This window comes from Pedobacter sp. AK013 (assembly GCF_014205835.1).
Classification (GTDB): Bacteria; Bacteroidota; Bacteroidia; order Sphingobacteriales; family Sphingobacteriaceae; genus Pedobacter.
In genome coordinates, this window is record NZ_JACHCQ010000012.1 from 42,266 (window position 1) to 59,253 (window position 16,988).

General features: G+C 38.9%; 14 protein-coding genes. 10 read left to right on the forward strand and 4 right to left on the reverse strand.

Translation table 11 applies throughout. The features are described 5' to 3' along the window. Positions 1–321: 321 nt before the first annotated feature. From HDC90_RS10050 to HDC90_RS10095, 10 genes are all read left to right on the forward strand, one after another. Positions 322–1,527 (forward strand): aminotransferase class I/II-fold pyridoxal phosphate-dependent enzyme, encoded by a 1,206-nt coding sequence (locus HDC90_RS10050; protein ID WP_184465912.1) that lies wholly within the window; start codon positions 322–324, stop codon positions 1,525–1,527. After that, complete coding sequence (locus tag HDC90_RS10055) at positions 1,524–2,645, forward strand: hypothetical protein (protein ID WP_184465914.1); 1,122 nt, start codon at positions 1,524–1,526, stop codon at positions 2,643–2,645. The genes HDC90_RS10050 and HDC90_RS10055 overlap by 4 nt, the downstream gene beginning before the upstream one ends. Further along, positions 2,642–3,631, forward strand: a complete 990-nt coding sequence (locus HDC90_RS10060; RefSeq protein ID WP_184465916.1) for an NAD(P)-dependent oxidoreductase — start codon at positions 2,642–2,644, stop codon at positions 3,629–3,631. Before HDC90_RS10055 ends, HDC90_RS10060 begins: the two co-directional genes overlap by 4 nt. An 18-nt stretch (positions 3,632–3,649) precedes the next feature. Further along, on the forward strand, positions 3,650–4,975 hold the full coding sequence (locus HDC90_RS10065) for an inositol-3-phosphate synthase (RefSeq protein WP_184465918.1): 1,326 nt from the start codon (positions 3,650–3,652) through the stop codon (positions 4,973–4,975). Beyond that, positions 4,975–5,430: a phosphatidylglycerophosphatase A gene (locus tag HDC90_RS10070; RefSeq protein ID WP_370576599.1), complete on the forward strand. Its 456-nt coding sequence runs from the start codon at positions 4,975–4,977 to the stop codon at positions 5,428–5,430. Before HDC90_RS10065 ends, HDC90_RS10070 begins: the two co-directional genes overlap by 1 nt. A gap of 2 nt (positions 5,431–5,432) precedes the next feature. Beyond that, entirely contained in the window at positions 5,433–5,810 is a 378-nt protein-coding gene (locus HDC90_RS10075) for a GtrA family protein (protein WP_184465920.1), read from the forward strand. Beyond that, positions 5,811–8,354: a DUF5686 and carboxypeptidase-like regulatory domain-containing protein gene (locus HDC90_RS10080; protein ID WP_184465922.1), complete on the forward strand. Its 2,544-nt coding sequence runs from the start codon at positions 5,811–5,813 to the stop codon at positions 8,352–8,354. It begins immediately after the preceding gene. A gap of 10 nt (positions 8,355–8,364) precedes the next feature. After that, positions 8,365–9,654: a DUF4833 domain-containing protein gene (locus tag HDC90_RS10085; RefSeq protein WP_184465924.1), complete on the forward strand. Its 1,290-nt coding sequence runs from the start codon at positions 8,365–8,367 to the stop codon at positions 9,652–9,654. A gap of 290 nt (positions 9,655–9,944) precedes the next feature. Continuing rightward, a complete protein-coding gene (locus tag HDC90_RS10090; protein ID WP_184465926.1) occupies positions 9,945–10,565 on the forward strand; it encodes a sterol desaturase family protein in 621 nt (206 codons plus the stop codon). A 2-nt stretch (positions 10,566–10,567) separates the two neighbouring features. Next, on the forward strand, positions 10,568–11,509 hold the full coding sequence (locus tag HDC90_RS10095; protein ID WP_184465928.1) for a phosphatase PAP2 family protein: 942 nt from the start codon (positions 10,568–10,570) through the stop codon (positions 11,507–11,509). A 392-nt stretch (positions 11,510–11,901) separates the two neighbouring features. Here HDC90_RS10095 and HDC90_RS10100 read toward each other — a convergent pair whose 3' ends face one another. From HDC90_RS10100 to HDC90_RS10115, 4 genes are all read right to left on the reverse strand, one after another. After that, the gene (locus HDC90_RS10100; protein WP_184465930.1) at positions 11,902–12,723 is read right to left on the reverse strand and encodes a universal stress protein; all 822 of its coding nucleotides are present in this window, start codon (positions 12,721–12,723) and stop codon (positions 11,902–11,904) included. Between the two features lie 32 nt (positions 12,724–12,755). Then, positions 12,756–14,195, reverse strand: a complete 1,440-nt coding sequence (locus HDC90_RS10105; RefSeq protein ID WP_255497582.1) for an inorganic phosphate transporter — start codon at positions 14,193–14,195, stop codon at positions 12,756–12,758. Between the two features lie 176 nt (positions 14,196–14,371). Beyond that, on the reverse strand, positions 14,372–15,472 hold the full coding sequence (locus HDC90_RS10110) for a hypothetical protein (protein WP_184465933.1): 1,101 nt from the start codon (positions 15,470–15,472) through the stop codon (positions 14,372–14,374). A gap of 93 nt (positions 15,473–15,565) precedes the next feature. After that, entirely contained in the window at positions 15,566–16,867 is a 1,302-nt protein-coding gene (locus HDC90_RS10115; protein ID WP_184465934.1) for a hypothetical protein, read from the reverse strand. Between the last annotated feature and the right edge of the window lie 121 nt (positions 16,868–16,988).

A 16,988-nucleotide genomic window follows, 5' to 3' on the forward strand; every position in this document is an offset into this window, starting at 1 on the left:
TTAACTTAAAAACAGTAATTTATGTGATTTATTATGCTTTTTTATGGGTTTTTTATCATTTTACTATTTTATAATAAAAGTCAGAATGTCAATTGGTCAATTCATCTGAATGTCACATTTTGCTGATCCCACTTTTTGACCAATATATCCCACATTTGAACCTTTTTTTGGCTTCAATTCCGCGTTAAAATTGTGTTATCAAATCGTTTGGTTAATGCGGCCTTAATCTATACCGTTGATTTTAATATCCACAAGTAGCATTCTGGTATCGACCAAACTTTCAGAACAGGGTTTTAAAAACTGAAGAATATATTGTGCAGCATGCGTAAAAAATTACAAGATAGAATTGCCTCTTTTAAGGATGCGGCGGTGATAAAAGAAAAGGGATTATATCCTTATTTCAGGTCGATAGAATCAGGCCAGGATACCGAGGTGGTTATAAACGGAAAAAATGTACTCATGTTTGGTTCAAATTCCTATTTAGGATTAACCAATCATCCTAAAATAAAAGAAGCGGCAAAAGCAGCCATCGAAAAATATGGAACCGGCTGTGCAGGATCGCGATTTTTGAACGGTTCGCTTGATATTCACCAGGAATTGGAAAATCGTTTGGCCGAATATGTGGGCAAAGAAGCGGCTGTGCTTTTTAGCACTGGTTTTCAGGTTAACTTAGGTGTAATATCTTGTTTATTAGATCGTAACGATTATCTATTGTTGGATGAGTACGATCATGCCTCTATTATTGATGGAAGCCGTTTATCCTTTTCGCGCACCATTAAATATGCGCATAACGATATGCAGGATCTGCGTCGAAAATTAAGCAGGTTACCAGAAGATGCCGCTAAACTGATTGTTTCCGACGGTATTTTCAGCATGGAGGGCGATTTGGTTAATCTTCCAGAAATGGTAGAAATTGCCAATGAATTTGGCGCCAACATTATGATGGATGATGCGCATAGCCTTGGTGTAATTGGGTTTAATGGATCGGGAACAGCATCACACTTCAATCTGACCGAGGATGTGGACCTCATTATGGGTACTTTTAGCAAATCGCTGGCCTCATTGGGCGGTTTTATTGCCGGGAGTACTGAAACCATCGAATATATTAAGCACCGTGCGCGCTCACTGATGTTTAGTGCAAGTATGCCACCATCTGCTGTGGCAAGTGTGATTGCTGCATTGGATATTATCGAATCGGAGCCTGAACGGATTGATAAACTTTGGGCCAATACAGAATACGCGAAGAAACTTTTGCTCGATGCAGGTTTCGATATTGGGCATAGCAATAGCCCGATTATTCCTATTTATATCCGCGATAACACCAAAACTTTTATGATTACGAATATCCTTCAGCAAAATGGGGTATTTGTAAATCCGGTAGTTTCGCCAGCAGTGCCTTCAGATTCATCTTTGATCAGGTTTTCTTTAATGGCCACACATACTTTCGATCAGATCGAATTGGCTATAACTAAACTAAGCGCTGCTTTTAAGGCCGTTAACGTAGAATTAGTAGGAAGCCAATCATGAGAGAACTGGTAAAGGTTTCTGATAAAAAAGCATTAGCAGCGTTTGTAGATTTTCCGCATGCATTATACGCGGGCGATGTAAATTACGTTCCCGAACTTTTTATTGCACAGCGCGATCTGCTTACCCCAGGCAAACATCCTTTTTACGAACATTCTGAAATCCAGCTTTTTTTGCTTTATGATGAAGGTAAAGTAGTTGGACGAATTGCAGCCATTAACAATACCAACCACAATAAGGTTTATGGCGGGAATGATGGTTTCTTTGGTTTTTTTGATTGTATTAATGATGTGCAAGTTGCGCAACAGCTTTTAAATGCAGCACAAGCCTGGTTAATGGATAAAGGACTTACAAAAATTTTGGGTCCGGTAAATTTTTCAACCAACGAAGTATGTGGATTACTGATTGAAGGTTTCGACGGGCCGCCGGTAGCCATGATGCCTTATAATGCACCATATTACCTGTCGCTTTTGGAACAAACTGGTTTTCAGAAAAACGTCGATTTAAGGGCCTACCGCTATACCGCAGGCAATTATAGCGAAAGATCAGTTAAACTGTTGGATAGGATTGAAGAACGGTTGCTCCGTAACGACATCGTGTTGCGTAAAATCAACATGAAGAAATTCAAGGAAGAATGTAATGCAGTGAGGGAAGTATATAATAAAGCATGGGATAAAAACCTTGGTTTTGTGCCAATGACAGATAAAGAATTTGACTATACGGCAAACGACCTAAAACTGATTCTTGACCCTGAATTTTGTATCCTGGCCGAGCAACACGGCAAAATTGTGGGCTTTGCGTTGGCTATACCTGATATCAACCAGATTTTGATCAAAATTAAACGCGGCAGGTTGTTTCCAACAGGTCTGATCAAGCTTTTATTGAACAAAAAGAAAATCGATGGTATCCGGATTTTATTGCTTGGTGTAGTAGATGGTTACCGTAAAATGGGTATTGAAGCCTGTCTTTATGGCCGTATCATCAAACATTTCAAGGCTAAAAACATGAAATATGCAGAGGCCAGCTGGACTTTAGACCATAACGATCTGATCAATAAACCCATTGAAGATATTGGTGGGAAGTTATATCGTAAATATAGGATTTTAGAGAAAGCGATATGAAAAAGCGGGTGTTGATTACAGGAGCAACTGGATTTGTGGGCTATCACCTGATTAAATCTGCTTTGGCAAATGATCTTGAGGTGTATGCAAATGTCCGCCAATCGGCCACGGCAGAGCACCTTAAAGGTTTTCCGATCAATTACGTGGATCTTAATTTTTCTTCGATCTACCTGCTAAAAGAAAATATAGAAGAAAAAAAATACGATTACATCGTTCATGCGGCTGCGGTAACAAAGGCGAAAAAACTCGATGATTACAATCAGGTAAATGCCATTTACACCCGAAACCTCGCTTTGGCGGCTTCAAAATCAGCACATAGAATAAAGAAATTTGTATTTATCAGCAGTTTGGCCGCATTGGGGCCTTTAAATAAAAAGAATGAAAAACTGACCGATAAGGGTGCCTCAAATCCGGTAACCAATTATGGGATCAGCAAAGCCCTTGCTGAAACATACCTGGCTCAGGTTCCGGATCTGCCCTTAATCACATTCAGGCCTACGGCAGTGTATGGACCGCGTGAGAAAGACATTTTCATCTTAATTAAAACTATTAAAGCAGGGCTGGAGCTATATATCGGCAAGCAGGAGCAGGAATTAAGCTTTGTGTACGCCACCGATTTAGCCGATATCATTATAAAAGCACTCGCGTCTGATGTAGTTGGTAAAAGTTATAATGTATCTGATGGGGCAGTTTATAACCGTTCTGAACTAGCTGCCCATGTGCGTAAGGCTTTAAACAAAAAAACATTGACCGTTAATGTACCTGTACAGATGATTAAGGGACTTGCCTGGTCGATGGAACGATTGTATGGCGTATTTAATAAAATACCAACCTTAAATGTAGATAAGATAAAAGAACTCACCGCCCTTAACTGGGGCTGTGACATTAAAAATATTCAGAACGACTTTGGTTTTGTGCCTCAGTTTGGGCTGGAACAAGGCCTTACAGAAACGATAAACTGGTACCGTAAAAATAATTGGTTATAAGATTTTAAATAAAATAGAATGAAACAACAAGTAAAAGCAGCTGAAGGCAAGCTGGGAATATTAATGCCAGGACTAGGCGCTGTAGCAACAACCATGATTGCCGGAGTTGCTGCAATTAAAAAAGGAATATCAAAACCTATCGGTTCGTTAACACAGATGGGTACCATCCGTTTAGGGAAAAGAACAGAAAAAAGAGAACCAAAAATTAAAGATTTTGTGCCTCTGGCTGGTCTTGAAGACTTGGTTTTCGGTGGATGGGATGTTTATGAAGATAATGTTTACGAAGCGGCAATGAATGCCCGTGTATTGGATGCTAACCTGTTGCGCGATGTGCGTGAAGAATTACAGGCCATTAAACCGATGCGTGCTGCTTTCGATAGAAATTATGTAAAAAACCTGGATGGTAAATATGTAAAAGATCTCGATAACCGTTACGAACTGGCTTTAGCCGTAATGGATGATATTAAAAACTTCAAAGCAGAAAACAATTGCGACCGTATTGTGCTGGTTTGGTGTGGTTCTACCGAAATTTATTTCGAACCATCAGAAGTACACGAATCGTTAGCTGCGTTTGAGCAGGGTTTAAGAGATAACGATTCGCGTATTGCGCCAAGTATGATCTATGCTTATGCTGCATTAAAATTAGGAATTCCTTTTGCCAATGGTGCACCTAATTTAACGGTTGATATTCCTGCTTTAATTGAATTGGCTAAAGAAACCGATACCCCAATTGCCGGCAAAGATTTTAAAACCGGTCAAACCTTAATGAAAACCATTTTGGCGCCTGGTTTGGCCGCACGTTCGTTAGGTGTAAATGGTTGGTTCTCTGATAACATTTTAGGTAACCGCGATGGTTTGGTATTAGACGATCCGGATAACTTTAAAACAAAAGAAGTATCAAAACTGGGGGTATTGGAAGATATCTTTAAACCAGAGGTTAATCCTGATCTGTATGGCGATATGTACCACAAAATCAGGATCAATTATTATCCGCCTCATGGTGATAACAAAGAAAGCTGGGATAACATAGACCTTTTCGGATGGTTGGGTTACAAAATGCAGATCAAGATTAATTTCCTTTGCCGCGATTCTATTTTAGCCGCACCAATTGTATTAGACCTTGCTTTGTTTATCGATCTGGCTAAACGTGCAAACCTGTCAGGCATTCAGGAATGGTTGTCATTTTACCTGAAATCGCCACAAACGATCCCAGGTGTACCTGCAGAAAATGACATTTTTAAACAGTTAATGAAACTTCAGAATACCTTACGTTACATCATGGGCGAAGAATTGATCACCCATTTAGGTCAGGATTACGAAGAAGAACTGATAGAAACAGTATAGTGTTTATCCACAAATTTCTTTCAACGGCTCTGGGAATCGGGTATATCGGCAAAGGCGCAGGTACTTATGCTGCTATAGCAACATGCATCTGCTGGCACTTTTTCCAGAGCCCCTATACCAATCCCTATTTGTGGCCAGTGCTTTTCACCATGTTTATTGTGATGATTGGGGTAATGAGTGCCGATAAGGTAGAAGAAATTTGGGGTAAAGACCATAACAGGGTGGTGATTGATGAAGTTGCCGGAATGTGCATCACCCTGTTATTTGTGCCTTTAAAATGGGAATACACTTTAATAGGGCTTGTTCTTTTTAGGTTTTTCGATATCCTCAAACCCCTTTATATCCGAAAGCTCGAAATATTGCCAGGGGGATGGGGCGTAATAGCCGATGATGTACTGGCTGGGATTTATGCAAATGTTATACTGCAACTGGTTGTTTTTTTAGAACTATTTTAACCATGATGTTCACTTATCTAAAAGCACAGGCATCATCCTTAGTGGCCTCGGCAACAGATTTCGGTGTGACCATTGTTGCCGTAAATCTTTTTGGCTGGTGGTATCTGGCAGCAAGTATTACAGGTACGGTTGCAGGCGGGGCAGTTAACTTTTATGTGAACCGGAAATGGGTTTTCGAAAGTGAATCTGCATCCATTAAATGGCAGATATTGAAATACATTTTGGTATGGGCGGGCAACCTGATCATCGTAACAGCGGGAGTGTTTATCCTTACCCATTTTTTAAATCTCAATTACGTACTCGCCAAAGTTTTGAGCGCTGTTTTAACGGGCTTAAGCTACAATTATATTATGCAAAAGCAGTTTATTTTTTCAAGTTAAATGAAACCGATTTATTCATTTTTGTTATCCGTGGTGCTCAGTTTTATTTTGCAGGTAAATGCTTTTGCGCAAAGAACCACTGTATCGGGAACGGTTCGCGATGCCGTAACCAAAGAAACATTACCTAATGTTTCCGTTTTTTTTAAAGATACCCAAATAGGCACTCAGACAGATGTGAACGGAAAATATACCCTTATTTCTCCTAACCCACAAAGCGGGCTGAGTTTTAATTATGTAGGTTATCGCACTGTTTTTAAAAATACCGTACCTGCTGCAACACAGGAACTTGATGTTGCCTTAGTACCCGATTCGAGGGCCCTAGATGAAGTGGTCATTGTGGGTGGTAAAAAGATAAAATATCGCAATAAAGATAATCCGGCGGTAGAATTGATCCGCCAGGTAATTGCCCATAAAGAAGAAAACCGCATTAAGAGTTATAATACTGTTTCTTTCAGGCAATACGAAAAAATGTTGTTCTCGTTGAGTAATGTGTCTGATAAGTTTAAGAACAAAAAAATGTTCAGGAATTATCAGTTTTTATTTCAGGAGCAAGATTCAACATTGATTGGTGGCAAAAATCTCCTCCCAATTTATATTCAGGAGAAACTGGCCGATAATTACCTGAGCAAAAATCCAGAAAAGAACAAAACCATTATAATCGGGGAAAAACAGGTTCAATTTGACAGCCGTTACATTGATAATAAGGGAATGAAGACCTATTTCGACAGGATGTATCAGGATATTGATATTTACAAGAACAATATTTCTGTAATCAGTAACGAATTTTTGAGTCCAATTGCAGATGGTGCTCCTTCTTTTTATAAGTTTTTTATTACCGATACCATTAAAACACAGAAACCTGAAGTAATCGAGCTGTCTTTTACACCGCGTAATACAAACGATATGTTATTTGAGGGGAAGATTTATGTTACCAACGATAAGCATTATGCCGTTACCGGAGCTTCTTTTGGTGTAAATAAAAATATTAACCTCAACTTTGTACGTGCACTTAAAATCGATCTAAATTTTGAAGCAAACGATAAAGGCAAATACAGTTTAAGCAAAAGCAATCTTTTGGCCGATTTTGGTATCGGTAAAACCAAAGGAATTGGCTTTACAGGTGAGCGTAGCGTTACTTTTAAAAATTACCAGTTTGATACGGCGCTGCCAGACACTATTTTTCAGGGGAAAAGTACCGTTGTACTGGCCGATGCTGCAAAAAAAGACGATAAGTTCTGGGAGAAAAACAGGTTAGATACCATTTCGACAAACCAGTTGAAAATTTATGGTAATATCGATACCCTGCAAAACCTGCCATCCTTTAAACGTACAATGAAAATCGTTACGCTCTTATTCGCAGGTTATCAAAATCTAGGTCCTTACGAAATTGGCCCCGTAAATACATTTTATAGCTTTAACAATGTAGAAGGTTTAAGGCTGCGTGTCGGTGGCCGAACAACCCCCGAACTCAGTAAACGCTATTACTTCGAAAACTATGTAGCTTATGGGATTAAAGATGAGAAGTGGAAGTTTTTCCTTTCAGCAACCTATTCGCTGAATAACAAATCGATCTACGAATTTCCTCAAAACTACGTTAGGGCCAGTTTTCAGCGCGATACCAAAATACCCGGGCAAGAGCTGCAATTTGTACAGGAAGATAATTTCCTGCTCTCGTTTAAACGGGGGGTAAACGATATGCTGTTGTACAACGATTTTTACCGTTTAGATTATGTTAAAGAGTTCGAGAACCATTTTTCTTATAATCTTGGCTTTAAAAAATGGAGTCAGACTCCGGCTGGAGGATTGAGTTATTTAAATTCGAATAACCAAATGGTAAACAGACTAACCACCAGTGAGGTTTCCGTGCAGTTAAGGTATGCACCAAATGAAAAATTTTATCAGGGTAAAATATACCGTGTGCCCATTGCCGATCGTTATCCGGTATTTAATTTACGTTATACTGCAGGTTTAAAAGGTGTTTTTGGTGGCGAATACAATTACCATAATTTAATGGGCAGTATTGATAAACGTTTCTATCTATCGCAGTTGGGTTATAGCGATGTAACTTTAGAAGGTGGTTATATCGCCGGGAAAGTACCTTTTCCTTTATTGGATATACACCGTGCGAACCAAACCTATGCCTATCAGCTTAATTCTTATAACCTGATGAACTTTCTTGAATTTGTGAGCGATCATTATGTGAGCATCAATATAGACCAAAATTTTAATGGCTTCTTTTTTAATAAAGTGCCATTGCTCAAAAAATTAAAGTTAAGAGAAGTAGTGTCGTTTAAAGCATTATATGGTGGTTTGCGGAATGAAAATAATCCAAATTTTCAAACAGGGTTATATCAGCTCCCTGTTTATGAAAATGGTGCACAAAGAACTTATGCATTAGGTAATCAACCCTATATGGAGGGAAGTGTTGGCGTAGGTAACATCTTTAAATTATTAAGGGTAGATCTGGTGAAACGCTTCAATTACCTCAATAATCCGGAGGTTTCGGAGTGGGGAATAAGGGCAAGGGTAAAATTTGATTTTTAAGAAAAAAGCTATGGAAACTAAATTAAGGGATAATCTGCAGCAGGGCATATATAAGGTAATCAATCCCTTTGTAAAGGGATTGATTAAAATCGGTTTAACACCAAATGCGGTAACCACCATTGGTTTAATCCTGAATATCGGCGTAGCCGTAATTTTTGTGCTCGGTGCCGAAAAGTCGAACCGGGGCGATATGTCATACATTGGCTGGGGAGGCGCACTGGTGCTTTTTGCTGGCCTGTTCGATATGCTCGATGGTCAGGTAGCGCGTTTAGGGAACATGAGCTCGAAATTTGGGGCCTTGTACGATTCCGTTCTCGATCGTTACAGCGAAATGATTATGTTTTTGGGCATCTGTTATTACCTTGTAGCGCACCATTACTTTTTAAGTTCGCTGTTTGCTTTTATCGCGCTTATCGGTTCGATGATGGTGAGTTATACCCGTGCAAGAGCCGAAGGATTAGGGGTTGAATGTAAAGGCGGTTTAATGCAAAGGCCAGAAAGGGTGGTAACCATTGGTGTTTTTGCAATTGCCTGTGGTATTATGGGCCATTTTATCGGTGGTGATTATAAGGTATACGTGCCAGGTATTTCTTTCCATATTTTCGAAACGATGTCGATTTTTACCATGCCCATTACGGTTATGGCTGTATTAACCAACATTACAGCTGTTAAACGTTTACAGGAAGCAAAAAAAGGCTTGGAAGCACAAGAATTTAACGAAAGAAAAGGAAATAACAAGGCCGCATTAATTGCTGGTTTGGTATTAATGGGAAGCTTAACTGGAACACTTTCCTTTAATGCAAATGCACAGGGAAGTGATCCTTCTCCGATTACTTTCCCTACACCAAAGGATATCAGCAATCAATTGTTTTATTTACAGCGCGATCCGAATACCAATACCATTATCTGCCAGTTAAATGTAGATAAACATGGCGAAGTAAATAAAGAGCAGCCCGTAAACGTATTTTGGATACGTTACGGAGATAAAGGTGAAAAGAAAGAACTGAGTTATATCCAACGGAAATTTGCTTATGGCATCATTAGCAAAAACCTGGGTAATGGTCAGTTCGAACTCCGGTTTACCTCCCATAAAAAACTGCCGATGTACCTGAATAAATCTGCCGTAGATAAAAAATATCATGTTTTTGCAACGATCAACAATAAAAAAATGCAGTTAGAACGGATATTCCTTCGGATTGAGGGGGGGACCTTTTGGTTTCCGAATGTGAAATATGTAGAAATAAAAGGTTTTGATGCTGCTGAACCTTCAAAAGTGTTAGTTGAAAGGATTAAGGTGTAGCGGAGTGCGTGATGCATAAAGCATTGATTGTCATTCTGAATGCAACGAAGAATCTTTAAAGTTAATTTATAAGTGCTGTGTTTTATAGGTTAGAGATCCTTCACCATGTTCAGGATGACAGTAGTCCGTCATTTCGAACGGAGTTGAGAAATCTATACCGATATGTCAGTCTGAGCGGAGTCGAAGACTTGTGTTTAGAATAACAAATCTGTTCGATGATAAGATCCTGAAACAAGTTCAGGATGACGAATAAACGAGATCGAAGTTGAAGACCAAAAAAATATGACCAAATGAAAAAGAATTTTGTTTCAAATTCAACCGCATCCATCAGGATGTTTAAGAATGACTTTTTGGAAAGTTTATCAAAAGTTCGATTTTATGTACCGTTAATCGTATATGTTCCGGTTATTGCCTTTCTTTTTTGGAAAGCGCTTTGGGAAATCGAAATGCCTGTTTTAAATTTTGCTGGATGGTTTTTGTTCGGCCTTGGCATCTGGACCATCACCGAATACATCTTGCACCGCTATGTTTTTCACTTTGAACCGGAAGCGGAGTGGGGCAAAAAAATCCATTTTATTTTTCATGGGGTACATCATGATTATCCTAATGATGCCAAAAGATTGGTTATGCCACCTTCTGCCAGTATCCCCATGGCTTTAGGTTTTTACTTTCTTTTCGATTGGTTGTTGCCCGAAACTATAGTTTATCCATTTTTTTCTGGTTTTATGATCGGTTATCTGTTTTACGATATGGTGCATTACGCCCTTCACCATGCTAATTTTAAAAGCGGTTTCTGGAAACAGCTAAAGCAACATCATATGCTTCATCATTATTCCGATTCGACCAAAGGTTATGGGGTAAGCTGGACTTTTTGGGACCATATTTTTAGGTCTAATTTTGATAAAAAATAAACATGCAGCAAGAAGTATTGCTTAAAAACAGCTTTTATAATATTCGGAATATTTATCTAACAGTTGCTATATCTGTTGGATATCTATTGTTATCAGTACTGCTGGTTGGCTTTAAAACCGATCAGTTGGTGCTGATTTTTATTTTTAATGCTTTGTTCTTTATCTCGAAGGGAACGAGACGCTTTATTCTCGGCTTTTCAATCTTTATTGTATACTGGATATTGTTTGATTATATGAAAGCCTTTCCAAACTATCTTTTTAACCAAGTGCATATTGAAGATTTGTATTCACTTGAAAAAAAGTTGTTTGGTGTTCATTCTCATGGGCTAATACTTACCCCTAACGAGTACTGGAAGATAAACAGTACTGCATTTTTAGATGTATTGACGGGTTTTTTCTATTTAATGTGGGTGCCCGTTCCTTTGGCATTTGCTACTTATCTTTTCTTTAAGAATAAAGAACAGTTTGTTCAGTTTTCGCTCACTTTTGTTTGGGTAAATTTATTGGGCTTTGTGGTTTATTATACTTTTCCGGCAGCGCCGCCATGGTATGTGCAGGAACATGGCTTCGAATTTATAGCCAAAACTGCTGGCAATACTGCCGGATTGGCCCGTTTCGACCATTTTTTTGGTATTACGCTTTTTCATGGGATATACAGCAAAGGTTCTAATGTATTTGCTGCCATGCCATCCTTACACTCGTCGTATCCCGTTATTGTTGTTTATTATGGCCTAAAAAAACGCTTGGGGAAAATTAATATTTTCTTTTTTACCGTTATGCTCGGCATCTGGTTTTCGGCTGTTTATACCAGTCATCATTATACGCTTGATGTATTGGCTGGAGTAAGCTGCGCATTTTTAGGTATTATTTCTTTCAATTATTTAATGCATTATGCTAAGTTGAAACGACTTGTAGCAAATATGGTAAGCGCTATTAGTAATTAAAAGGCCTAATAGCCGATTTTAAACCAAAATAGCCGGGTTTTATAGGGAAATCAACGCAAAATTTACTGATAATGAGGTGATAAACATATTTTGGTGTTGAACAGATTATTTTATATTAACATTAACGCTATATTTTTGTTTATCTATAAGGTTAGTATAAATTTTCAATTTTGTGTCATGACAGCAGCAATCGAATCAATAGGGAACGAGCATTTCCAAGGTGTATGTCCATGCGGTAAGGGCGATAAATCTGATATGGAAAGAATCCCACGGACATTTATGATGAAAGCCCTGTTATTCTGGTTACCTATGAAACGTTACAGGTGTTACCGTTGCATGCGTAACCGCTGGGTACTTGGAAGAAAATCACATCCGCTCGGTCAATAAAAAATCTATTCGTGTAAAACCAGGATTGCTTTTACCGATTTGTTCAGTACCTGATTAACCGTACTACTGGTAAATAACCGGTAAATAATATTGTGGTGATGTTTAACTAAACAAAGTATATCTGTATGGTTGCTTTTTATGAAATCCATAATGCCATTTGGTGCGCTACTGTCTATAATGTAGTTAAATTCTATTTCAGTATCAGGAAGCAATTCTTTTATCCTTTTTTCTCCAGTTTGAATATGTAGCTCATCCGATTTTTCGGCAACATAAAGCACCTGCATTTTTCTCGTACCCGAAGCTTTTAAGAGTTCGCTCAGTGCGGTAATATCTTTAGGCGATAAAACGGTTTCATAGTCGGTGGCCAGCGTAATAATGGGGAAGTTTGTAAAACTACTTTCTAAGGGAACAATTAGTGTTGGGATTCTCATTTTGGTAACCGCCATACTGGCGTTGCTGCCCACAATACCACTTATACCTGTTGCCCCGGTAATGCCCATTACCAAAAGTTCTACCGGGTTATTTTCAGTATGATTGGTAATTACTGCCCTTAAAAACCCAACATCGCATTTGGTTTCTAATTTAACATCAATATAGTTTTCTTTCGTCCTGATGGTTTCGGCCCATTCTTTTAAAGCAGTCCTTTTGTTTTCGTAATAAGATTCGATAAAAATGGCATTGTAAGTGCTGTTGTTTATGCCTTCGGTAGGATGAATGGCATGGATGGCCACAACCTCCATATTTAGCGTTTTTGCCATAGCCAGCGCATAAGCCAGGGCATTTCCTGCACTTCTCGAAAAATCTGTTGCTACAAGGATCTGTTTCATTTTTTTTAAGGATATAGAATGATTGAAAAAGATTAGATAAACAAATGAAAAAGCATAAATAACAAGATGGCTAAAACGATTGATACGGGCAGCGTAAGTATCCAGGCCAAGCCTATATTTTTTAAGGTATTATTGTTTAAATTCTCTTTTCCGCCAGAAGCTACCATGGCACCGGCTATCCCGCTCGATAGTACATGTGTGGTACTTACCGGTAACCCGAAGGCTGTGCTTAAACCGATGGTAGATGCAGCTACGATTTCGGAAGTTGCCCCCTGAGCATAATTTAAATGTTCATTTCCAATTTTTTCACCAATGGTAACCACTATTCGTTTCCATCCAATCATGGTGCCAAGCCCCAGCGAAATGGAAATTAAAAGTATAACCCATAAAGGTGCAAACTCAACCACTTTGGCTAATTCGGTAGTATTATCGGCAAGGACCTGATCGTCGGCTTTGTTAATGATCAATGTTTTATCTGCCCTTACCATTTTTACCGAAGCAATTACTTCTTCTATCTGCTTACGGAAAAGATAGATATTTTTTTTATCTGTTTCATTTTTTAGCGACAGGTGAAATTTAGCCTTGTTTATTTTAGTTACCATCGTGTTGATATCCAGTTTTTTGCCATGATTAAGTGCTGCAGTTTTTTGAAGTACCTGTTCGGTTTTGTTCAATTGGAAAAGTACTTTATCATTTGGGATATGATGATTTACAGCAAATTTTGCAGGCAAAAAAGCAATCAGGATCAACATCAGCAAACCAACCCCTTTTTGTCCGTCGTTACTGCCATGGAAAAAGCTCACTAAGGTACAAGTGGTAATGAGTAAGCCTCTAATGAGTAAAGGCGGACGGTCGTTTTCTCCATGTGGGATATGGAAAAGCGCATGGTATTTCACAATATGTTTTAAAAAGTACATCAGCAAAACAGCCAATCCAAAACCAATGATGGGCGATAAGATTAACGATAATCCAATTTCTTCGGCTTTGCCCCAGTTTACGCCTTTACCCCCATAATACCAGGTAAATGCCAAACCAGCACCAATCATAGCGCCAATCATGGTGTGCGAACTCGAACAGGGGATACCCAAATACCAGGTGCCAAGGTTCCATGCAATGGAGGCCAATAAAACCGCCAATACCATGGCAGCACCCACACCAATAGGAAGGTTCATTAAGGCATCTAAAGGAACAAGTTTTAAAATGCCCATGGCCACGGCAATCCCGCCGGTAAATACACCCATGAAATTCCAGAACCCCGACCAGGGTATGGCCACAACCGGTTTAAGTGCTTTTGTATAAATCACTGTAGCTACCGCATTGGCCGTATCGTGGAACCCGTTAACAAATTCGAAACCAACTACAGCTAGTAAGCAAACTATAAAAATAATAATAAGGGGAGTACTTAAATCGGTGTTTCCTAGAAAGGGAATGATGTTGCAGAACGACGGCATAAGATCAGTTTGGATATCCATTGCAGATTACTTATCTGCGTTATTCAAATAAATGAATAAGTAGCTGATTTAAATCGTGTTGTAAGTTAAATGATTGTTATCAATAGGTTAATGCACCAATGGTAATAAAGGAAAAGAGGGAATAGCCGCTGCAGTTTGCTTTGGTTTTTCCCTTTTCTGTATAGTAATGATAAATCCTATTGAAAATATTGCGAAAGATCTGTTAATTTTCCGCCTGATACATAAACGTTTTTTGCCGGCGAAGTAACTGTCGTTCTGGCATCAGTAATTACAAATAATTTCGATTTTCCGGCTTCAAAATTAATGCCGTTATCAGCAAATGCACTTGTAATTCTGCCTTCATTGGGTTTAAGTGTATAGCCTGCCAATACTAATGGAGAGCTTGAAGTATAAGGCTCGTTATTGGTGCCTTTTTCTGCTATATCGAAGCTGTAAATATAATTCGGGCCTGGTAAGGGAGGGAGTTCTATCGAATTAAACGAGCCATTTTTAGGTAGGGTAAACCTGATTTCGGGCGATACTTTTGAGCCAACAGTGGTGTTTGATGCGGTTTTAAGCCTGGTGTAAAAAATAAGATCTACATCTACATTTTTAAACTGATTTGGAAATGTCGTTTCAAATTTAGCCGTCAGCATCATATTGGCCGGATTAACGGGCAGATCGAGTTTTACATTATCCACTAATTTAGTGCCGTCAAAAAAGTAACCGATATTTTGTTTAGCTATGGTCGATTCGATTGTTTTGGTTAACAAAATGGCTGTTTCGCCTTTTTTTCTGATAGAAATTTCTCTCGTCGTGCCCTTATCAATAAGGATGGAGTATGGCTTATTTACTGCACCTGTAGCTGAAAATAGTAAATTTCCATCTAATAAGAACTCGAGTTCGCCAGATAAGGCATAACCTTTAAACTGCAATGAAATGGCATTATTATATATTTTGGTACCATCGTAAAAAACACTGATGTTTTGATCAAATGGGGCTGCAGTAATCGTTTTGGTCAATAATATTTCGGCAGTAGTCTTATTTCTGATTTTTAAGGTGGAATTCTGATCTTTTACCGCAAGAAGGGTTTTTACGCTAATGCCACCAGTACCTGCCTTGGTATTGGCTATAATACTATCTCTATACAGGTATTCCAGATCAACATCAGTGGTTCCGGTAATGTTTAACTGGATAATTTTGGGTTGTTCTGGTTGAAGCAGCTCTGCTTTGCGACAAGATAAACTTAAGGCCACAATAGCAGAAAGAAAGAAAAGGGTAAAAATTTTTAGTTTCATATAGGGTAATTACATTTAAAACAGCTGTCTGTTTTTGTAATAAAGGGGCCGTACCTATAGGGTACGGCCTCCTTTAGTTAAGAGAGAAAAAAATTAGAATACAAGTTTTGACCAACCTGAAGCCCAGCTTGGTAAAGTAACTGTAGCCGGCGAACCTGGTGTGTTGTACCATGGCTGGCTAACACCAAAAGCACTTGCATTGCTCGCGTTAACAACCAATGAGTTACCACCACCATCAACGTAAGTGCCTGATGCTGTAGTTATTGAGTTAACAAAACCATGAACAGATGTAGTGCTAATAGATGAAACACCAGCAGGAGCATCTGCGTCGAAAGCGATACCAGTGTTATAACCAGATACAATTACATCAATTAAGTCAACTTCAGAACCTCTACGCTCGCGGATACCGTTACGGTAACCTAAACCTGCGATACCGCTAGTGTTTTCAGTTCCGAATATGCTTACATTAATTAAAGTTGGATGTGTTTTAGGCGTTAAGCTAAAGGTTGCATCTTCAGCAGGTGCATTGTTATCCGATTCGATACCGTTAGAATCGCTGTTACCACCACTTGTACTGTGTGTAGAATTTTTATCAGCAATGGCTACTGCATCGGTTAATGTTCCGGTAAAACCGTTGTCAAAATCATACTGATCATCATCAGATGCTAAAGCAATTAAATTACTAGGGCTAACCGTACCACCGAAAAATTCGAATCCATCATCAAGACCATAAGAAACCTGTACGTGATCGATTGTAGTACCGTTACCCACACCACCTAAAGTTAAGCCATTAACCTCAATGTTCGGAGCCAACTGGAAACCTGCATATTCGATACGTACATACTGTAAAGTACCACGGTTATCAGCATCGTTCGATCCACCGTAATGGAACTGAGGCTGGTCTGCTAAACCTTCAATCAGTTTATCGCCAACGTTGATTTTAGCATTACCTAAAACAATTACACCACCTAAATCGCCTGGCTTACCAGTTGTGCTGGCATCACCATCTAAAAGGTAACGGCTGGTAAATACAATCGGATCAGCAGCTGTACCAACAGCATTAATAGTACCATCTTTTGCAATAACCAATACACCATTTTGTACACCCGGTGTATTTACCGAAGCTTTAATATAGGTACCGGCCTGGATGGTTAAAGTTGCACCGTTTCTAACGGTTACTACACCACTTAATTCATAAACGTTTCCTGCAGTCCAGGTAACAGAGCTGGTAATGTCTCCGCTAACGGCAACAACCGGTAATGATGATTGTGAATAATCTGCTGCCGACGTACTGCGGTTAGCAAATGCATCAGCACCACCTTCATTTTTTTTACAAGCTGTAAAAGAAACCGCAACAATTGATAAAAGACCGATTAAATTTTTGAAATTTTTCATTTTCGCTTTTTGTTTTTCATAGGATCTTATAGGTATGATCCATGTTTTTTAGGTTGATTTTTTTCAAAGCCATTCAGGTGCATTGGCAAGTTATCCATTGTTTTTTAAGGAAATAAAAGCC